Here is an 18,989-nt window from a genome sequence, read left to right as displayed (position 1 = left end):
GGAACTATAAATAAGTCGATAGGGCTGTGTCGTCGGAGTGATTGGACACTGACGCAGAGTCAACTAGCCTTGGTCGCGCGGCCCGTCGTGTGTCCACCGACCGGCCCGACGGCTCAAGCCATGAGGGGGGAGGCTTGAGCCGTCCCCCTGTGCGGGTCGGCGCGGCGGCTCCGTCGGCTCATCCGGGGATCCTTCAGTCCTTGTCGTCCGGCAGGATCATGTGCATCGCCCACGCCACGACCGAGATGATCACGCCGCCGACCAGCGCGCTCCAGAATCCCTCGACGTGGAAGCCGATCCCGAGCCTGCCCGCGATCCACGACGTCAGCAGCAGCATCAACGCGTTGATCACCAGCGTGATCAGCCCGAGGGTCAGGATGAACAGCGGGAAGGAGAGCAGTTTCACGACCGGCTTGACGACGAAGTTGACCACGCCGAAGACGAGTGCGACGAGAATGAGCGTGAGTACCTTGCTCACCGTGGTGTTGTTCTCGCCGGACAGCGTGATGCCCTTGAGCAGCCAGATGGCTGCCGCCAGGGCCGCCGCATTGGCGATCGTCTTGACTACGAAATTCCTCATGGTGAGATCGTTGCAGACGGGATCGGCCGACGGACCCCCGCGGGGAACGCGCGGTAAAGCGACAAAGCGACGTGAACAACGGTAACGAGGTGGGCGAGAGATGAAGGCGTTCCGGCTGGACGAGCTGGAGGCGGAACGCGCCGCCAACGAGGGCGCGTATTTGCAGTTCCTGCGCGAGCGCAACATGTCCGTCGGGCTGTACGCGCTGGACGCGGGCGACCTCGACCCGCAGTCGCCGCACTCCCAGGACGAGGTCTACGTGGTGATGAGCGGCCGCGGGGCGATCACGGTGGGGGACGAGACGACGGAGGTCGGGCGCGGCAGCGTCGTGTACGTACCGGCCGGGGCGGTGCACCGGTTCCACCACATCAGCGAGGACCTGAGGGTTCTGGTGGTCTTCTCTCCGCCTGAGAGCTGACCCCGGCCCCCGGCAACCCGTAGGGGGTCGCTCAGGGACGGACGGGGGCTCCGGGGCCCCCGCCGGGCCACTCCGTCGCCCTAGCATCGAGAGCGAGGCCGGAAGCACTTCCGCTCCGGCTCCACACAGCGAAGAGCAAGGACGGACGACATGGCTGAGAAGGGGATTTTCGCAGGACTGCCGTGGTGGGTGAAGTGGATCGCCGTGCCGGTCCTCGTCCTCATGGTCTTCGGCAGCCTGATCATGAGCGCGCTCGGTTTCGTCATCGCGCTGGTCTTCAAGGCCCTGCTGCTGGTGGCGCTCGTCGGTGGTCTGATCTTCGTCGTCAGGAAGTTCACCTCGTCCTCGTCGTCGAAGGGCGACTGGTAGAGGATCCCATCGGTGTGCGGGAGACAGGAGTACGTCACCCGCACCCGTCCCCGGCACCGCCTTCCGACTGTCGCCCCGGGCCGGTGTTGACGGATATGGCGATTTCTCCGCCCCGAATCGCCCGGAACGACTCCACCCCGTAGTCGAGTCGCTACGCTCCAGAGTCATAGAGCTCGTAAGCTCACTCTCGATCTCTATTGGTATCTGAAATATCACTCCCTGTGATCCACGGATGCTGTCGAATGACGGAATCCACGGACATAAGGAACAAAATCCCGGACAAAGCGACGAATCGGGGCATTGGGCGATGCGTGAAACGGTTCAGGCAGAAGTGATCATGACCTTCCTCGTCTCCGAGGAACTGTCCTTCCGGATCCCGGTGGGGCTGGTCTACGACAGCAGTGACCCCTACGCGGTGAAATTCACCTTCCACCTGCCCGGCGACGCGCCCGTGACCTGGGCGTTCGCAAGGGAGTTGCTGCTCGACGGGCTCAGCCAGCCCTCCGGCGAGGGCGATGTGCACATCGCCCCCGCCTCTGCCGAGCATCTCTCGGACGTCTTCATCCGGCTGCAAGTGGGCTGCGAAGGAGCCCTGTTCCGGGCCGGGGCGGCGCCCCTCGTGGCGTTCCTCGACCGGACCGACCGCATCGCGCCCCTCGGCGAGGAGCGCACGGTCGCGGACTTCGACTACGACCTCGCCGCGGCCCTGGACAACATCCTCACCGGCAACCCCGAGGGCCAGAACGCCGGTTAGCGGCGGTCAGGAGCGGTGCCCTCGGCCCCGCCCTCCTGCTGGATCCTCACCCGCTCCGTGCGCGGGGCCGTGCCCGTAGGCGCGGCCGCAGGACCCCGGCCCACGGGGCTCCCGCCGTCACGGGTCACAGTGCCGCCGATCCCACCGGCACTGCTCCCCCCGGCGCCGCCCGTACCGCCCGCGGTGCCGCCGTTCACGGCCGGGCCGCCGGCGCCGTTCGTCCCCGGAGCGTCCGTCGTGCCCATGCTGGCCAGCAGCTGCCGCGCCAGCCCCAGGCCCGTACCGCCCATGGTCAGGGCCTTGGCGAACAGGTCGGACATGCCGTCCGCCCCGTTCAGCAGCACCATGTGATCGACGTTCCCGAAGGCTTCCGCCCCGGCGCGCACGATCTCCGGCCAGTTCTCGGCCAGTTGCTGCGCGACCACGGCCTCCTGGTTCTCCGCCAGGGCCGCCGCCCTGGCCTTGATCGCCTCGGCCTCGGCGAGACCCTGCGCCTTGGCCGCCTCCGCCGCCGCCAGACCCTTGGCCTGCGCGGCCGCGGCCTCCGCCTCACCCGTCGCCCGTGTCGCCTGGGCGGCCGCGGCACCGCGCGCCTTGGTGGCCTCCGCCTCCGCGACCGCCGCCGTCTTCACCCGCGTCGCCTCGGCGGCCGCGGCCAGTTCGGTCTCCTGGGCCTTCGCCTGCGCGGCGGAGATGCGGGCGTCGCGCTCCGCCTCCGCCAGCGTCCGCTTCTCGTACGCCGCCGCGTCCGCAGGCTTGCGCACGTCGGCCTGGAGCTGCTGCTCCTTGCGGTGCGCCGTGAGTTCGGCGACCCGGGTCTCCTGGACCACGACCTCCTGCTGCGCCGCGGCGTCCGCCAGCGGACCGGCCTGCCGCGCCTTGGCGGCCGCGCTGTCCCGCTCGGCCTGGTAACCGGCTTGGAGGATCTCGCTGTCGCGCTTCGCCTCCGACATCCGCGCCGCGGCCTGCTGCTCCGCCTCCGTGGCGAGGCGGTCCGCCTCCGCCTGGGCGATGCGCGCGTCGCGCTGCACCGCGGCCGCGTGCGGCGCGGAGAGGTTCTTGATGTAGCCCGTCGGGTCCTGGATCTCGTGGATCTGCAGGGAATCGATGATCAGGCCCAGCTTCTCCATCTCGGTGCCCGAGGCGGCCCGGGTCTCACCGGTCAGCCGCTCCCGGTCACGGATCATGTCCTCGACCGTCAACCCGCCGACGATCGAGCGGAGGTGACCGGCGAAGACGTTGTGCACGCGATGGCCCATGACCTTCTGCTGGTCCAGGAAGCGGCGGGCCGCATTCGCGATCGACACGAAGTCGTCGCCCACCTTGAAGATCACCACGCCGTGGACCTTGAGCGGAATGCCCTGCTTGGTCACGCAATCCACGTTCAGCTCGGCCTCGTTGAGGTCGAGCGACAGCTTCCGTACCACCTGCACCCCGGGTAGCACGAGCGTTCCCCGGCCGGTGACGATCCGGAAGCCCATGCCTTCGCCCAGGCCCTCGGTGCGGTGCTTGGAACCGGAGATGACCAGCGCCTCATTGGGCTCCGCCACTCGCCACATCAGCTTGAACAGACCTACCAGGATGCCGACGCCGAGGACGACGGCTCCCGCGACGATGCCGATGAGCATCGTTCAGCCCCCCCTTTTGCGGTCCCCCTCCGAACAGGGACCCGTGATCAAAAGTGTGCGCCCGCGCGGGCCGGTGGTGAAGAGCTGTCGCAGTCTTGGCGCGTTCTTGACACGGTGGGCATTCCTGTCGGCCGGGGCCGGATGCACCCCTGCCCTCCGGCGGGCAGGAATCGGCCGAACGCGCCCCCGCACAGGCGGAAATCAGCCATACGCCGCCGCCACGTACACCGTGCGCGGCGCCTGATACTCCACGATCACCACCACCGTGCCCCGCTCGAAGCGCTCGCCGGCCTCCACCGCGTACGCCAGGAACGCCTCGGCGCCGCCCCGGACCCCGACGATCACCTCGCCGACCAGCCCGGGGCCGATCGCCCCCGTCACTCTGCCCTGTTCGCCGACCATCAGCCCGCCCCCCGTGTGTGGTCACTTCGCCCGGCGACGCCTGCCCCGCCCCCTCGCGCTCTTATTCGTATTGTGCCGGTCGGCACTGACAACGAGCGCTGACAGTGCGGTCGTCACGGGCACCGAGGCCACCAACCCGATACTGCCGATCAGCGTCCGGACGATCTCCTCCGCCACGATCTCGCTGGTCGCCACCCTCCCCACCCCGCTGTCCGCGATCGAGAACAGCAGCAACAGGGGCAGGGCGGCACCGGCGTACGCCATCACCAGCGTATTGACCACCGACGCGATGTGGTCCCGCCCGATGCGCATCCCCGCCCCGTACAGCTTGCGCCAACTCGCGCTCGGGTCGGCCTCCTTCAGCTCCCACACCGCCGAGGTCTGCGTCACCGTCACGTCGTCGAGCACGCCCAGGGAGCCGATGATGATCCCGGCGAGCAGCAGACCGCGGATCTCGATCTCCGGGTAGAGACCGTGCACCAGCCCCGTCTGGTCGTCGGTGTCGCCGGTCAGGTGCGCCCAGCCGGTGAACAACGCGCCGAGCAGGCCGATGAGCATCAGCGAGGTGAGCGTGCCGACGACCGCCACGGACGTCCGCGCGTTCAGGCCGTGGCACATGTAGAGCGCGATCAGCATGATCGCGCTGCCGCCGACCACGGCCACCAGCAGCGGATCCGAACCGTGGAGGATCGCGGGGAGGATGAACAGCGTCAGCACCCCGAAGCTGACCACCAGCGCGATCAGCGCGAAGAGCCCCCGCAGCCGGCCGACCACGACCACGGCGAGCGCGAACAGCCCGGCGAGCACCGCCATCGGCACGGTCCGGTCCACGTCGGTGACCGCGTACTGGAGGTTCTTCGGCGCCTTCGGCGCGTACGCGAGGACGACCTCCTGGCCCACCGAGTAGCGGCGCGAGGCGCTCGGCTGGACGATCTCGGTGAACGTACGGCCCTTGTCCGGGCCCGACGTCACCTCGATCTCCGACTTCTCGCAGGGACCCTTCGGCGGCGCGGCACCGCCCGGCTGCGGCGTCTGTTGCTGCGGCTGCGCGCCCGCCGTCGTGCAGTCCATCTCCTCGATCTTCACGACCCGGCCCGACCGCGTCTGCTGGTCGAGCCCGAGCCCGGAGTGCTTGTGCGGCGGCGCGCCGCCCGGCCACATCACGACCATCCCGGCGAGCACGGCGACGGCGAACGGGATCAGCACCGCCGCGATCACCTTGCGGAGGTGCGCCGAGACGGGCGTGGGCGGGCCGTGGCCGTGCGAATGACCATGGCCGTGGTGGGGGGCATGGGTGAGAGGCTGCTGTTCCGTGGGGGACATGCCCCGCATCATCGCAACCCCCTCTGGCCCTCCGCGCGGGGGAAGCGCTAGCGTGGTGGCACCTTTGCAATCGCGGGAGCTCGGAGCACCGGGCTGAGAGGGCGCTGACCGCCGTACGGTTCGTACGGACACCGCTGCGTCGACCGCCGAACCTGTTACCGGGTAATGCCGGCGTAGGGAGTTCTGGTCTCATGACCTCGCAGGATGCACGCACGTCCGAAACCGGTCCGATCGGTTGGCACAAGGACTACGTGACCGGCTCGCGCCCGGACCTTCGGGTCCCGGTGCGGCGGGTGCATCTCACCAACGGGCAGGACGTACGGCTGTACGACACCTCCGGCCCGTACACCGACCCGGCCGTCGAGACGGACGTCCGCCGTGGTCTCCAGCCGCTCCGGGAGAACTGGATCATCGGGCGCGGTGACACCGAGGAGTACGCGGGCCGCCCGATGCGCCCGGAGGACGACGGCATCAAGCACACCGCTCCGCGCGGGGGCCTGCGGAACCTCGACGCGGTCTTCCCCGGCCGTCCGCGCCAGCCCCGCCGGGGCCGGTCCGGCGCCGCGGTGACCCAGCTCGCGTACGCCCGCCGTGGTGAGATCACCGAGGAGATGGAGTACGTCGCCCTCCGGGAGAACGTCTCGCCGGAGACCGTGCGCGAGGAGATCGCGGCGGGCCGGGCCGTGCTGCCCGCCAATGTGAACCACCCGGAGATCGAGCCGATGATCATCGGCAAGAAGTTCCTGGTGAAGGTGAACGCCAACATCGGCAATTCCGCGGTCACCTCCTCCATCGAGGAGGAGGTCGAGAAGATGACCTGGGCCACGCGCTGGGGCGCCGACACGGTCATGGACCTCTCCACCGGCCGCAACATCCACACCACCCGTGAGTGGGTGCTGCGCAACTCCCCCGTGCCGATCGGCACCGTGCCGCTCTACCAGGCCCTGGAGAAGGTCGACGGCAAGGCGGAGGAGCTCACCTGGGAGATCTACAAGGACACCGTCATCGAGCAGGCCGAGCAGGGCGTGGACTACATGACCGTCCACGCGGGCGTGCTGCTCCGGTACGTGCCGCTCACCGCCCGCCGCAAGACCGGCATCGTCTCGCGCGGCGGCTCGATCATGGCCGCGTGGTGCCTGGCGCACCACAAGGAGTCCTTCCTCTACGAGAACTTCGAGGAGCTCTGCGAGATCCTCGCCTCGTACGACGTGACGTACTCCCTCGGCGACGGGCTGCGCCCCGGCTCGATCGCGGACGCCAACGACGAGGCGCAGTTCGCCGAACTCCGGACGCTGGGCGAGCTGAACACGATCGCCAAGCGGCACAACGTGCAGACGATGATCGAGGGTCCGGGCCATGTCCCGATGCACAAGATCAAGGAGAACATCGACCTCCAGCAGGAGATCTGCGAGGAGGCGCCGTTCTACACGCTCGGCCCGCTGACGACCGACGTCGCGCCCGCGTACGACCACATCACCTCGGGCATCGGCGCGGCGATGATCGCCTGGTGGGGCACGGCGATGCTCTGCTACGTGACGCCGAAGGAGCACCTGGGCCTGCCGGACCGCGACGACGTCAAGACCGGCGTGATCACCTACAAGATCGCGGCACACGCGGCGGACCTCGCCAAGGGCCACCCGGGCGCCCAGGAGTGGGACGACGCGCTGTCCGACGCCCGCTTCGAGTTCCGCTGGGAGGACCAGTTCAACCTGGCCCTCGACCCGGACACGGCCCGCGCCTTCCACGACGCGACGCTGCCCGCGGAGCCCGCGAAGACGGCGCACTTCTGCTCGATGTGCGGGCCCAAGTTCTGCTCGATGAAGATCTCGCAGGACATCCGCCGGGAGCACGGCGGCGAGCTCGCGGTCGACGCGGCGGCGGGCATGGCGGAGAAGTCCCGCGAGTTCGCGGCCGCGGGCAACCGGGTGTACCTGCCGATCGCCGACTAGCGGTCGGGCCCCGGGAACCGCTTGCCCGGACCTCGATCCTCAACGGCCGGCCGGCCGGAAGGCCGATCCGGCCGGCCGTTGAGGACCTGGTGCGGGGCTCACTCGGGACGGTGGTCCGGGCCGCCGTAGTCGGGGCTGGTGAAGTCCGGGCTGGTGTAGCGCGGGCGGAGGTGGGGGGTGGATTCGCTGTCCGGGCTGGAGAAACCCGGGCGGGAGTACCCCAGGTGCGGGGTGCGTTGGTGGCCTTCCGTGCGCCTGCGGGCGTACGAGGGCGGCGCGATGGCGGGGGCGTCGGCGAGCGCCTCGCGCAGGAAGGGCAGTATGCCGCGGTGGAGCAGCGCCTGCCGCCAGGCCTCACCGGCCCGCTCCGCCTCCTCGGCCAGGCTCACCCCTCGCGCGTCGCTGCCCTCGCCGACCCCGTTGCGCAGGGCCGTCACGACCATGCCGACCATCGCCACGAACGCACCGGCGGCGGTGAGTCCGGCGAACCACCAGCCGATGGTGACCATGGGATCGGCGACGGCCGCGTTGGAGCCGACCGTCCGCAGTACATAGCCGACGAGGAGGAAGAGCAGCGCGGCTATCCCGGAGAGCACCGGGGCCAGCACGGCGAGGACGGCACCGGCGCCCGCGCCGGCCGATTCCACGACCTCGCCGTCCGTGAGGGTGAATCCACCGGCCGCGGTCATTCCATCGGGGGCGCTTTCATCGCCGCGCGCGCCTCCGGCGCTCACGGTCTGGGGGTGCACGCTCGCGGAGAGCGTGCGCAGAGCGCCGCGCGCCCTTACAAAGGTCTGGTACTCGGTGCCAGCGCACGCCGAGATGGCGGTCATGGCGTTGAGCGCCATGGTGCGCAACTGTTCTGCCGTGAGCCGCTGTCCTATCGCGGCGGCCAGTTCCGGGTCATGGTCGGCGGTACGCAACGCCTGGTCGAGAACCCGCTCGAATTCCGGGCGGTCCTCGGCCAGCAGGTGCGGAGCGCTGTTCATGTGCATCCCCCGATGCTCCGTAGGGCCTTCTTCCCGGCTTGTACCGGGCAGTGGGCGGAAACGGAGGAGAGCCTGCTACGGATAAGCCGATGGTAGAGCGGTACCGGCGCGCGGTGACAGTGTGTTTCGTGAATTGCCCCGCGCCGGTGGAACTCCCTACCTGCCCTGGCGCTTACCCGCTGAACCCTCAGCCACCCAGCGGAAGTTGCACCACCAGCAGTTTTCCGGCCATTGTGACCCCTCCGTCCATTGCGAGCGCGAGCCCGTCCGCGTACAGGTGCGGGCCGTCGACGGCGGGCGCGCCGCCGTCCTCGCCGTCCTCGTCCTCGGCGCCGACCTCGCCCAGCAGATACGGAATCGGACTGTGGCCGTGCACGAGGCGGCCGCCGCCGTAGGTGTCCAGCAGCTCCCGCACGGCCGTCGGGCCGGACTCGTCGCGGAAGGCGAAACGCTTGGTGAACTTGCGGAAGAGGTCCCAGCACTCGTCCGGGTCGTTGCGCTGGAGCGCTTCCGTCACCGCGTCGTTGACGGCCTCGATGGAGTCGCCGTACTCGAGGTAGACGGTGGTGTCGGAGTGCACGAGCAGGTGCCCGTCCTCCTCCGCCATCGCGTCGAGCCGTGACATCCACTGGAGGTGGTGGTCCTCCAGGCGCTCCATGTCGGTGCGCTGGCCGCCGTTGAGCAGCCACGCCGCCTGGAAGGAGGCGGTGCCCGCACCGGAGTTGACCGGCGTGTCGGCGAACCGCTTGGCGCCGATGATCAGCAGTTCGTGGTTGCCCATGAGGGCCTTGCAGTAGCCGCCCGCGGCCGCGGCCTCCGCCGACAGCCGCATCACGAGGTCGATCACGCCGACGCCGTCGGGACCGCGGTCGGTGAAGTCGCCGAGGAACCACAGCCGGGTGTTGCCCGCGCACCAGCTGCCGTTCGCGTCGATGAGGCCCTGCGCCTGCAGCGCCGCGACCAGCTGGTCCAGATAGCCGTGCACGTCGCCCACGACGTAGAGCGGCCCGGGGCCCGAGCGCGGTGCCGGCACATGGTGCTCGGTCAGGGGCGTCAGCGCGACGGTCGGCACGTCGTCGGGGACGACCTGGCCGATGACGGGCAGGTCGCGCTCGGTCGGGGTGTAGCCGTCCGGGGCGTCCAGGAGGGGCTGCACGGGCGGGACCGTCCCGTCGTAGGGAGGCATGGGGGCAGGAGGAGGGGGTGCGGCGTACCCGGGGAAGGGCGGGATCGCCGCCGTGGTCCGTGCCGCGGGTCCTTGACCGGCCCCCTGAGTCATCGACCCCTCCACCATCGCGCCGCCGTGCACCTTGTGGACCTTGCCTGGTCGACGGCGGTCCGTGGTGTCGTGCGCCCATCATAGGAATGACCGTCGCGCCTTGTGACGCACCAGGGGCCGTGAATCGGGGCGGGAGGGTGCGCGCGTCGGTTATTTCTCCCCAATTGAGCCATTCGCCCCCGGGTCTCCGCGCCCTTCGCGCCCTCCGGGCGCCGTCGCCGAAGGTGTGGCGGCCCGGAAACGGCACGTTGACCCCGGAGGCCCCTACGGGCGCGTCTCAGCCCTGGGCGGGGCCGCGCGGCGGGTTGACCGTGGTCTGCGGCCGACGGCGCTGCGAGGAGGTCCTGACGATCAGCTCCGTCGGTATCACCTGCTCGACCGGCCGCCCGCTGTCGAGCCCTTCGATGGCGTCGATGAGGAGCTGTACGACCGCCGTGCCGATCCGCCGGGGCTTGAGGGACAGGGTGGTGACGGGCGGCTCGGTGGCCGCGTAGACCGTCGATTCGCTGCAGCACACGAGCAGCAGGTCGTCCGGCACGCGCAGGCCGTAGCGGCGGGCCGCGGCGAGCAGGTCGGTGCCGTTGGGGTCGAACAGGCCGTACACGGCGTCGGGCCGGTCGGGCCTGGCGAGCAGCCGGTCGGCCGCCACGGCCCCGGCGCACGGGTCGTGCGCCGGGTACTCCTCGTAGACCGGGTCCTGCCCCACCCGCTCGCACCAGCGCAGATAGGCCTGGGTGGAGAGCCGGGTGTACGTGTCCGTGGTGGTGCCGGTCAGCAGGCCGATCCGGCGGGCGCCCGCCGCCGCGAGGTGGTCGAGGATGCCGAGGACGGCGGCCTCGTGGTCGTTGTCGACCCACGCGGTGACCGGGAGGGAGCCCGCGGGGCGGCCGTCGGAGACGACGGGGATGCCCTGCCGGACCAGGTCGGAGACGACCGGGTCGTGGTCGGAGGGATCGACGACGACGGTGCCGTCGAGGGCGACGTTGGACCACACGTCGTGGCGCGAGGTGGCCGGGAGGATGACCAGTGCATAGCCGCGGGCCAGCGCCGCCGAGGTGGCGGCCCTGGCCATCTCGGCGAAGTACGCGAACTCGGTGAAGGTGAAAGGTTCATCCCCGTAGGTGGTCACGGTCAGACCGATGAGGCCGGACTTGCCCGTACGGAGGGTGCGGGCCGCGGCCGACGGGCGGTAGCCCAGCCGGTCGGCGACCTCGCGGACATGGCGGCGGGTCGCGTCCGGTAGCCGGCCCTTGCCGTTGAGCGCGTCGGAGACGGTCGTGATCGAAACCCCGGCGGCGGCGGCCACGTCCCGGATGCCCGCCCGGCCCAGCCGGCGTCCGGTGGCCCGGCTCACCTGATGCTTCCCTGGTGCTGTCATGGCGAGCCGATAGTAGGGCTCGGGTCGTGCCGGGACCCGGTGCCGCATTTAGCTGTTGACAGGCACGTTTCTGCATGTTCGCAATGGCTCAATGACCATGGAAATGCAGGGAGTTAGGGCCCTTGATGGCGAACCATTGGCCTCTGGCATATCCGCACCTGATATCGGGCCCAGGTCTCGAAGAGGTCTCAACTCACCTTCACGGGCGATGCGCGCCACGGCGCTCGCCACCGGCGCGCGGAACTTCAAGGAGCGCTACCCCTGCTCTGGACGCCGCCCGGGGGAATCCTCTTAAGGTGTGCAGTATTCATGTCCATTCATGTCTGCTGACTCGTGTGCGGTCTGCCCGTGCGGGTGCGAGCGCACGGGATGTCGAGGAGGACCCGGTGACCGAGAAGACCCCGAGGCTGCGCCCCGCCCTGGAGGGCGTGCCGACCTACAAGCCGGGCAGGCCCGCCGCCGTGGGCGGCCCCGTCGCCTACAAGCTGTCCTCCAACGAGAACCCCTATCCGCCGCTGCCCGGGGTGCTGGAGAAGGCGGTCGACGCGGCGGGCAGCATCAACCGTTACCCCGACATGACCTGCACGGCCCTGATGGCCGAACTCGCGGACCGCTTCTCCGTCCCGGTCTCGCACCTGGCCACCGGCACCGGCTCGGTGGGCGTCGCCCAGCAGCTGGTGCAGGCCACTTCGGGGCCCGGCGACGAGGTGATCTACGCCTGGCGGTCCTTCGAGGCGTACCCGATCATCACCCAGGTCTCCGGCGCCACTCCTGTGCAGGTGCCGCTGACGGACGACGAGGTGCACGACCTCGACGCCATGCTGGCCGCGATCACCGACCGCACCCGGCTGATCTTCGTCTGCAACCCCAACAACCCCACGGGCACCGTGGTGCGCCGTGCCGAGCTGGAGTCCTTCCTGGACCGGGTGCCGGCCGACGTGCTGGTCGTCCTGGACGAGGCGTACATCGAGTTCGTCCGTGACGCGGACGTCCCCGACGGCCTGGACCTCTACCGGGACCGCCCGAACGTCTGCGTGCTGCGCACCTTCTCCAAGGCGTACGGGCTGGCGGGGCTGCGCGTCGGCTTCGCGGTCGCGCACGAGCCCGTCGCGGCGGCGCTGCGGAAGACGGCCGTCCCGTTCGGTGTGAGCCACATCGCGCAGGAGGCGGCGATCGCCTCGCTGCGCAGCGAGGGCGCGCTCCGGGAGCGGGTGCAGGCGCTGGTGGAGGAGCGCGCCCGGGTGGTCGAGGCGCTGACCGGGCAGGGCTGGACCGTGCCGGAGACGCAGGCCAACTTCGTCTGGCTGCGGCTGGGGGATCGCGCGGCGGACTTCGCGGCGGCGTGCGAGCGGGCCGGGGTGGTCGTACGGCCGTTCCCGGGCGAGGGCATCCGCGTGACGATCGGCGAGACGGAAGGGAACGACCTCTTCCTGGAGGTGGCGGGGGCGTTCCGCAAGGAGCTGTAGCCCCTGTCGCCGTGCTGCCGCAGGCCGTGCCCGTCCGTCGGGCACGGCCTGTCGTCGTGTGCGCCCCGGGTGCCGTTCGGCGTTTCGTCCGCCTGTCGCTCCGGGCGGTCCGGGCCCCGGGGATCTGGCCGAAGGACGTCGGCCGGCGGCTGAGGGGACCCCCTTGCATGATCGCGAAGGGCTGTGCGTCATAATTGCTTGTGAATGTGAACGCGTTCACAAGCACGTCCTTTACCTCCTGTTTTCAGTGGGGCAAAAGGGTGCATATCGCCGATGGACGAGTCGTCGGTGACGCAAGAGGCAAGGAGAGTCCGCGTGAATCTCGCTATGGCGCCGGAAACGCTGGCGCGCTGGCAATTCGGCATCACCACCGTCTACCACTTCCTCTTCGTGCCGCTCACGATCAGCCTGGCGGCGATCACCGCCGGGCTGGAGACGGCCTGGGTGCGCACCGGCAAGGACAAGTACTTCCACGCGACGAAGTTCTGGGGAAAGCTCTTCCTGATCAACATCGCGATGGGCGTGGTCACCGGCCTCGTGCAGGAGTTCCAGTTCGGGATGAACTGGTCGGACTACTCGCGGTTCGTCGGTGATGTCTTCGGCGCGCCGCTCGCGATGGAGGCCCTGCTGGCCTTCTTCTTCGAGTCCACGTTCATCGGTCTGTGGATCTTCGGCTGGGACAAGCTGCCCAAGAAGATCCACTGCGCGTGCATCTGGATCGTCTTCATCGGCACGGTGCTCTCCTCGTACTTCATCCTGGCGGCGAACTCCTGGATGCAGCACCCGATCGGCTACGCCATCGACAAGGCGACCGGCAAGGCCCGGCTCACCGACATCTGGGCCGTGCTGACGCAGGACACCACGCTCGTCGTGGTCTTCCACACGCTCACCGCGGCGTTCCTCACCGGTGGTGCCTTCGTGATCGGCATCGCCTCCTTCCACCTGTGGCGCGCCAAGCGCAAGCAGTTGAAGGGCGAGGAGCTGGGGGAGAAGCAGCGGGCGCAGGTCGGCGCGATGCGGGCCTCGCTGCGCGTCGGCCTGGTGGTCGCGGTCATCGCGGGCCTGGGCACCGCGCTCAGCGGCGACAGCCTCGGCAAGGTGATGTTCGAACAGCAGCCGATGAAGATGGCCGCCGCCGAGGCCCTGTGGGACACCCAGGCACCGGCACCCTTCTCGGTCTTCGCCGTCGGCGATGTCACCAAGGGCCACAACAGCGTGGAGATAGAGGTGCCCGGCGTCCTCTCCTTCCTCGCGCACAGCAACTTCACCGAGGCCGTCCCCGGCATCAACGACGTCGCGGCGCAGGAGGCCGCACGGTACGGCGGCAAGCCGGAGGACTACATCCCCAGCATCTTCATGACCTTCTGGGGCTTCCGGCTCATGATCGGCTTCGGGATGACCTCCTTCGTCGCCGCGCTGATCGGGCTGTGGACCACCCGAAAGAAGCTCTGGCTCGCACCCGAGTTCCGCACGGGCGACGACGAGGTGCCGCGCCTGATGCTGACGAAGACCCGGGAGATGAGCCCCTTCCTCACCGCCTGGTCCTGGCGCATCGGCCTGCTGACCATGGGCTTCCCGCTCATCGCCAACTCCTTCGGCTGGATCTTCACCGAGATGGGCCGCCAGCCGTGGGCCGTCTACGGGCTGATGAAGACCGGCCACGCGGTCTCCCCCGGCGTCAGCCAGGCCGAAGTCCTCACCTCCATGGGCGTCTTCACGCTGCTGTACGGGGTGCTGGCGGTGGTCGAGGTCAAGCTGCTGGTGAAGTACGCCAAGGCCGGCCCCGACACGGACGAGAAGCCGCCCACGCGGGATCCGCGGCTGCGGCTGCCGTCCGGCGGCGCCGGAGCGGAGCGTCCGGAGGACGCCGACAAGCCGATGACCTTCGCGTACTGACGCGGCCGCGAACGGAGACAACGAGCCATGCACCTGTACGACTTCTGGTTCCTGCTGATCGCCGTCCTGTGGACCGGCTACTTCTTCCTCGAAGGCTTCGACTTCGGCATCGGCGTCCTGACCAAGGGCCTGGCCAAGGACCGCACCGAGCGCCGGGTGCTGATCAATACGATCGGCCCCGTCTGGGACGGCAACGAGGTCTGGCTGATCACCGCGGCGGGCGCGACCTTCGCGGCCTTCCCCGACTGGTACGCCACCCTGTTCAGCGGTTTCTACCTGCCGCTGCTGGCCGTCCTGGTCTGTCTGATCGTGCGCGGGGTCGCCTTCGAGTACCGCCACAAGCGGACCGGCGAGCGCTGGCAGCGCAACTGGGAACACGCGATCTTCTGGTGCTCGCTGCTGCCCGCCTTCCTGTGGGGTCTCGTCTTCGCCAACCTCGTGCGCGGGGTGCCGATAGGGCCGGACAAGAACTTCAGCGGCACCGTTCTGGACCTGCTCAACCCGTACGCCCTGCTGGGCGGCCTCCTCACGCTCGTGCTGTTCACCTTCCACGGGGCGGTGTTCGCCGCCCTCAAGACGGCGGGCGCCATCCGGCACCGGGCCCGGTCGTACGCCACCGTGCTGGGCCTGACCGCGGGCGTCCTCGCGGTCGCCTTCCTCGGCTGGACGCAGGCGGAGTCGGGCAACGCGCGCAGCCTGGCCGCCCTGATCGTGTCCGTGGCCGCCCTGGGCGCGGCGCTGGTGATGAACCACGCGGGGCGCGAGGGCTGGGCGTTCGGCTTCTCCGGGGTGGCGATCGCGGCCGCCTTCGCGCTGGTCTTCCTCGCGCTCTTCCCCGATGTGATGCCGTCCTCGGTCAACCCGGCCTGGAGTCTCACGGTGGCCGGCTCCGCCTCCAGCCCGTACACGTTGAAGATCATGACGTGGGTCGCGGTGCCCATGACGCCTCTCATCGTCGCCTACCAGGCCTGGACCTACTGGGTGTTCCGCAAGCGGATCGGCACCCAGCACATCCCGGCCCCCGCCGCCCACTAGGACGGAACGCGCATGAAGCCCGTCGACCCCCGACTGCTCAGGTACGCCTCCGCGACCCGGCTCTTCCTGGTCGCCTCCCTCGTGCTCGGGCTGGCGGGGGCCGGCCTGGTGATCGCCCAGGCGATGCTGATCGCCGAGGTCGTGACCGGCGCCTTCCGGCACGGCCGGACCACCGGCGACCTGGCCGTGCCGCTGGCCCTGCTGGTGGCCGTGGCCGTGGGCCGGGCCGCCGTCGCCTGGCTCACCGAGCTGACCGCCCACCGTGCGAGCGCGGCGGTCAAGTCCGAGCTGCGCACCCGGCTGCTGGCGCGGGCCACCCGGCTGGGGCCGGACCGGCAGAGCGGCACCGGGGAACTGGCCACCCTCGCCACGCGCGGCATCGACGCGCTGGACGACTACTTCGCCCGCTACCTGCCCCAGTTGGGCCTCGCGGTCGTCGTGCCCGTGGCCGTGCTCGCCCGTATCGTCTCCGCGGACTGGCTCTCCGCGCTCGTCATCGTCCTCACCCTGCCGCTCATCCCCCTCTTCATGGTCCTCATCGGATGGGCCACCCAGTCCCGGATGGACCGGCAGTGGCGGCTGCTGTCCCGGCTGTCCGGCCACTTCCTCGACGTCGTCGCGGGGCTGCCCACGCTGAAGGTCTTCGGGCGGGCCAAGGCGCAGGCGGAGTCGATCCGCGCCATCACCTCGGACTACCGGCGGGCCACGCTGCGGACGCTGCGGATCGCCTTCCTCTCCTCCTTCGCGCTGGAACTGCTGGCCACGATCTCGGTGGCGCTGGTCGCGGTGGGCATCGGCATGCGGCTCGTGCACGGCGAACTCGACCTGGAGACCGGCCTGATGGTGCTGGTCCTGGCGCCCGAGGCGTATCTGCCGCTGCGGCAGGTCGGCGCGCAGTACCACGCGGCGGCGGAGGGGCTGACGGCCGCCGACGCGGTCTTCGCGGTGCTGGAGACCGAGCCCGGACCCGTCGGCACCCTGCCCGCGCCCGAGGCCGGCACCGCGACCCTGACGGTCGACCGGCTGGTGGTGCGCCACGCGGGACGGGCCGAACCCTCGCTGCCCGAGACGTCGTTCGAGGTGCGGCCCGGGGAGACGGTCGCACTTGTGGGCCCGAGCGGCGCCGGGAAGTCCACACTGCTGAACGTGCTGCTCGGCTTCGCGCGCCCCACGAGCGGGCGGGTGCTCGTCGGCGGTACGGACCTGTCATCGCTCTCCCCCGAAAGCTGGCGGGACCAGGTGGCCTGGGTCCCGCAACGACCCCGTCTCTTCGCCGGGACGGTCGCCGAGAACGTACGACTGGCCCGGCCGGACGCCACGGACGCGCAGGTGCGGGAAGCACTCCGCGCGGCCGGTGCGCTCGACTTCGTCTCCATGCTGCACCACGGCACTGACACCCGCCTCGGCGAGGACGGTGCCGGGCTCTCGGCCGGGCAGCGCCAACGCATCGCGCTGGCACGGGCGTTCCTCGCCGACCGGCCGGTCCTGCTGCTCGACGAGCCGACCGCGAACCTCGACGGCGGGACGGAGGCCGCCGTGGTGGCGGCCGTACGGCGGCTGGCCGCGGGCCGGACCGTCCTGCTGGTCGTGCACCGGCCCGCACTCCTCGCCGTCGCGGACCGCGTCGTCCGCCTCGACGGCGCGCACCAGGGGCGCGAGGCCGCGCCCGCGCGCCTGCCCGCGCAACCGAAACCCTCGGGCACGGCTGCCCCGGCGCCTTCCGACGACCACCCGGAGGAACACGCTCCGGAGCGCGGGGCGGGGACGCTGGCCCGGGTACGGGCCATGGGCAGGCCGCTCCGGGCGCGGTTCGCCCTCGCGCTGCTGCTGGGCGCGCTGGCCCTCGGCAGCGCCGTCGGCCTGATGGCCGTCTCCGGCTGGCTGATCTCCCGCGCGTCCCAACAGCCGCCCGTGCTCTACCTGATGGTGGCCGTCACCGCGACTCGCGCGTTCGGGATCGGCCGCGCCGTCTTCCGCTACGCCGAGCGCCTCGTCTCCCACGACGCCGCGCTGCGTGCCCTCGCGGGGCTGCGGGTCTCGGTGTACCGGCGCCTGGAACGGCTGGCGCCCGCCGGGCTCCGGGACACCCGCCGCGGCGACCTGCTCTCCCGGCTCGTCGCGGACGTCGACGCCCTCCAGGACTACTTCCTGCGCTGGCTGCTGCCCGTGGGGTCGGCCGTCGCCGTGGGCACCGTCTCGGTCGCCTTCACGGCGTGGCTGCTGCCGGAGGCGGGCCTGCTGCTCGCCCTCGGGCTGCTCACCGCGGGAGTGGCCGTGCCGGCGCTGTCCGGGGCGTTCGCCCGGCGTGCCGAGCGGCAGTCGGCGCCCGCGCGCGGCGCGTTGTCCACTCAGGTCGTCGACGTCCTGGAGGGCACGGCCGAACTGACGGTCGCGGGCGCCCTTCCGGCCCGGCTGGAGCGGCTGCGCCGGGCGGACGGCGCGCTCACCGCGATCGCCCGCCGGACGTCGGCCGCCACCGCGCTCGGCTCCGGCCTCTCCGCCCTGGCCTGCGGGCTGACCGTGGCGGCCGCGGCCTGGGCGGGCACGGCCGCGGTGCGCGACGGGCGTCTGGGCGGCCTGTGGCTCGCGGTGGTGGTGCTGATGCCGCTGGCCGTGTTCGAGGCGGTGGCCGGGCTTCCGCTCGCCGTGCAGTACCGGCAGCGGGTACGGCGCTCCGCGGAGCGGGTGCACGAGGTGCTGGACGCGCCCGTGCCCGTGCGGGAGGGCACGGCGAAGGCGCCGGGCTCGCCGTTCCCGCTGCGCGTGGAGGGGCTCACGGCGCGCTACCCGGGGCAGCCCGGACCGGCCCTGGAAGGGTTCGGCATGGAACTCGTGGCGGGCCGCAGGGTGGCCGTCGTGGGGCAGTCCGGTGCGGGCAAGACGACACTCGCGCAGGTGCTGTTGCGCTTCCTGGACGCCGAGTCCGGCACGTACACCCTGGCGGGCGAGGACACCGGCCCCATGGCGGGCGAGGCGGTACGGCGGCTGGTGGGCCTGTGCGCGCAGGACGCGCACATCTTCGACAGTTCGGTGCGCGAGAACCTGCGGCTCGCGCGGCCCGGGGCGAGCGATGCCGAACTGCGGGCCGCCCTGCGGTCCGCGCGGCTCCTGGAGTGGGCCGACAGCCTGCCGCAGGGGCTCGACACGCTGGTCGGCGAGCACGGGGCGCGGATGTCCGGCGGACAGCGGCAGCGGCTCGCCCTGGCCCGCGCACTGCTCGCGGACTTCCCCGTCGTCGTACTGGACGAGCCCGCCGAACACCTCGACCTGGCGACGGCGGACGCCCTGACCGCCGACCTGCTGTCGGCCACAGAGGGCCGCACGACCGTACTGATCACCCACCGGCTGGCCGGACTGGAGGCTGTCGACGAGGTGATCGTGCTGGACCGTGGCAGGACGGTGCAGCAGGGCCCGTACGAGGCCCTGGCGGCGACGGAGGGGCCGTTCCTGCGCATGCTGGAACGGGAACGCGAGGCGGACGCGTTCGCCCGCGGCGCGCTGACCGGTACTTCCTGAGCCGGGC

The 18,989-nt window shown here is 70.8% G+C and carries 15 protein-coding genes; 8 read left to right on the top strand and 7 right to left on the bottom strand.

Going from position 1 to position 18,989, the window contains the following annotated elements; genetic code table 11:
* Positions 1 to 193 precede the first annotated feature (193 nt).
* On the bottom strand, positions 194 to 580 hold the full coding sequence (locus tag ACWD4A_RS06250; protein ID WP_451190098.1) for a phage holin family protein: 387 nt from the start codon (positions 578 to 580) through the stop codon (positions 194 to 196).
* 100 nt (positions 581 to 680) lie between these two features.
* Between ACWD4A_RS06250 and ACWD4A_RS06245 the strand changes: the two genes are divergently transcribed.
* From ACWD4A_RS06245 to ACWD4A_RS06235, 3 genes are all read left to right on the top strand, one after another.
* Positions 681 to 998, top strand: coding sequence for a cupin domain-containing protein (locus ACWD4A_RS06245; protein WP_451190097.1), 318 nt, complete (start codon positions 681 to 683; stop codon positions 996 to 998).
* A gap of 150 nt (positions 999 to 1,148) precedes the next feature.
* On the top strand, positions 1,149 to 1,367 hold the full coding sequence (locus ACWD4A_RS06240; RefSeq protein ID WP_451190095.1) for a DUF5326 family protein: 219 nt from the start codon (positions 1,149 to 1,151) through the stop codon (positions 1,365 to 1,367).
* Between the two features lie 307 nt (positions 1,368 to 1,674).
* Positions 1,675 to 2,121: an SsgA family sporulation/cell division regulator gene (locus tag ACWD4A_RS06235; RefSeq protein WP_451190093.1), complete on the top strand. Its 447-nt coding sequence runs from the start codon at positions 1,675 to 1,677 to the stop codon at positions 2,119 to 2,121.
* Here the strand turns inward: ACWD4A_RS06235 and ACWD4A_RS06230 are convergent.
* The 3 genes from ACWD4A_RS06230 to ACWD4A_RS06220 all read right to left on the bottom strand — a co-directional run bounded on the left by ACWD4A_RS06230 (position 2,118) and on the right by ACWD4A_RS06220 (position 5,474).
* Positions 2,118 to 3,749 (bottom strand): SPFH domain-containing protein, encoded by a 1,632-nt coding sequence (locus ACWD4A_RS06230; RefSeq protein WP_451190092.1) that lies wholly within the window; start codon positions 3,747 to 3,749, stop codon positions 2,118 to 2,120. The two genes, ACWD4A_RS06235 and ACWD4A_RS06230, sit on opposite strands and share 4 nt — an antisense overlap.
* Positions 3,750 to 3,950: 201 nt before the next feature.
* On the bottom strand, positions 3,951 to 4,151 hold the full coding sequence (locus tag ACWD4A_RS06225) for a hypothetical protein (protein WP_451190091.1): 201 nt from the start codon (positions 4,149 to 4,151) through the stop codon (positions 3,951 to 3,953).
* Positions 4,152 to 4,172: 21 nt separating this feature from the next.
* Positions 4,173 to 5,474 carry a YibE/F family protein gene (locus tag ACWD4A_RS06220; RefSeq protein WP_451190090.1) on the bottom strand — a complete coding sequence of 434 codons (1,302 nt, stop codon included), beginning with the start codon at positions 5,472 to 5,474 and terminating at the stop codon, positions 4,173 to 4,175.
* 191 nt (positions 5,475 to 5,665) lie between these two features.
* Here ACWD4A_RS06220 and thiC point away from each other — a divergent pair, with 191 nt between their 5' ends.
* Positions 5,666 to 7,423, top strand: a complete 1,758-nt coding sequence (gene thiC, locus ACWD4A_RS06215) for a phosphomethylpyrimidine synthase ThiC (RefSeq protein ID WP_451190089.1) — start codon at positions 5,666 to 5,668, stop codon at positions 7,421 to 7,423.
* Between the two features lie 98 nt (positions 7,424 to 7,521).
* On the opposite strand, the gene ACWD4A_RS06210 is transcribed toward thiC, so the two are convergent.
* From ACWD4A_RS06210 to ACWD4A_RS06200, 3 genes are all read right to left on the bottom strand, one after another.
* Positions 7,522 to 8,412, bottom strand: coding sequence for a hypothetical protein (locus ACWD4A_RS06210; RefSeq protein WP_451190087.1), 891 nt, complete (start codon positions 8,410 to 8,412; stop codon positions 7,522 to 7,524).
* Between the two features lie 187 nt (positions 8,413 to 8,599).
* Positions 8,600 to 9,598 (bottom strand): metallophosphoesterase, encoded by a 999-nt coding sequence (locus ACWD4A_RS06205; protein ID WP_451190085.1) that lies wholly within the window; start codon positions 9,596 to 9,598, stop codon positions 8,600 to 8,602.
* A gap of 370 nt (positions 9,599 to 9,968) precedes the next feature.
* Positions 9,969 to 11,069: a LacI family DNA-binding transcriptional regulator gene (locus tag ACWD4A_RS06200; RefSeq protein WP_451190083.1), complete on the bottom strand. Its 1,101-nt coding sequence runs from the start codon at positions 11,067 to 11,069 to the stop codon at positions 9,969 to 9,971.
* 386 nt (positions 11,070 to 11,455) lie between these two features.
* On the opposite strand from ACWD4A_RS06200, the gene hisC reads away from it, so the two are divergent.
* The 4 genes from hisC to cydD all read left to right on the top strand — a co-directional run bounded on the left by hisC (position 11,456) and on the right by cydD (position 18,982).
* A complete protein-coding gene (gene hisC, locus ACWD4A_RS06195; RefSeq protein ID WP_451190081.1) occupies positions 11,456 to 12,535 on the top strand; it encodes a histidinol-phosphate transaminase in 1,080 nt (359 codons plus the stop codon).
* Positions 12,536 to 12,850: 315 nt separating this feature from the next.
* Entirely contained in the window at positions 12,851 to 14,431 is a 1,581-nt protein-coding gene (locus ACWD4A_RS06190; RefSeq protein WP_451190079.1) for a cytochrome ubiquinol oxidase subunit I, read from the top strand.
* A 27-nt stretch (positions 14,432 to 14,458) separates the two neighbouring features.
* A complete protein-coding gene (cydB, locus tag ACWD4A_RS06185; RefSeq protein ID WP_451190077.1) occupies positions 14,459 to 15,466 on the top strand; it encodes a cytochrome d ubiquinol oxidase subunit II in 1,008 nt (335 codons plus the stop codon).
* Between the two features lie 12 nt (positions 15,467 to 15,478).
* Complete coding sequence (gene cydD, locus ACWD4A_RS06180) at positions 15,479 to 18,982, top strand: thiol reductant ABC exporter subunit CydD (protein WP_451190075.1); 3,504 nt, start codon at positions 15,479 to 15,481, stop codon at positions 18,980 to 18,982.
* Positions 18,983 to 18,989 lie beyond the last annotated feature (7 nt).

It is taken from the genome of Streptomyces sp. NPDC002537 (assembly GCF_053594975.1).
This window is presented reverse-complemented; position numbering and strand designations above follow the sequence as displayed.

What these genes read in the sequence shown, in the direction of transcription:
- ACWD4A_RS06250 (WP_451190098.1), bottom strand. Translation starts at nt 580, where the DNA reads ATGAGGAATTTCGTAGTCAAGACGATCGCCAATGCGGCGGCCCTGGCG.
- ACWD4A_RS06245 (WP_451190097.1), top strand. Translation starts at nt 681, where the DNA reads ATGAAGGCGTTCCGGCTGGACGAGCTGGAGGCGGAACGCGCCGCCAAC.
- ACWD4A_RS06240 (WP_451190095.1), top strand. Translation starts at nt 1,149, where the DNA reads ATGGCTGAGAAGGGGATTTTCGCAGGACTGCCGTGGTGGGTGAAGTGG.
- ACWD4A_RS06235 (WP_451190093.1), top strand. Translation starts at nt 1,675, where the DNA reads ATGCGTGAAACGGTTCAGGCAGAAGTGATCATGACCTTCCTCGTCTCC.
- ACWD4A_RS06230 (WP_451190092.1), bottom strand. Translation starts at nt 3,749, where the DNA reads ATGCTCATCGGCATCGTCGCGGGAGCCGTCGTCCTCGGCGTCGGCATC.
- ACWD4A_RS06225 (WP_451190091.1), bottom strand. Translation starts at nt 4,151, where the DNA reads ATGGTCGGCGAACAGGGCAGAGTGACGGGGGCGATCGGCCCCGGGCTG.
- ACWD4A_RS06220 (WP_451190090.1), bottom strand. Translation starts at nt 5,474, where the DNA reads ATGTCCCCCACGGAACAGCAGCCTCTCACCCATGCCCCCCACCACGGC.
- thiC (WP_451190089.1), top strand. Translation starts at nt 5,666, where the DNA reads ATGACCTCGCAGGATGCACGCACGTCCGAAACCGGTCCGATCGGTTGG.
- ACWD4A_RS06210 (WP_451190087.1), bottom strand. Translation starts at nt 8,412, where the DNA reads ATGAACAGCGCTCCGCACCTGCTGGCCGAGGACCGCCCGGAATTCGAG.
- ACWD4A_RS06205 (WP_451190085.1), bottom strand. Translation starts at nt 9,598, where the DNA reads ATGCCTCCCTACGACGGGACGGTCCCGCCCGTGCAGCCCCTCCTGGAC.
- ACWD4A_RS06200 (WP_451190083.1), bottom strand. Translation starts at nt 11,069, where the DNA reads ATGACAGCACCAGGGAAGCATCAGGTGAGCCGGGCCACCGGACGCCGG.
- cydB (WP_451190077.1), top strand. Translation starts at nt 14,459, where the DNA reads ATGCACCTGTACGACTTCTGGTTCCTGCTGATCGCCGTCCTGTGGACC.
- cydD (WP_451190075.1), top strand. Translation starts at nt 15,479, where the DNA reads ATGAAGCCCGTCGACCCCCGACTGCTCAGGTACGCCTCCGCGACCCGG.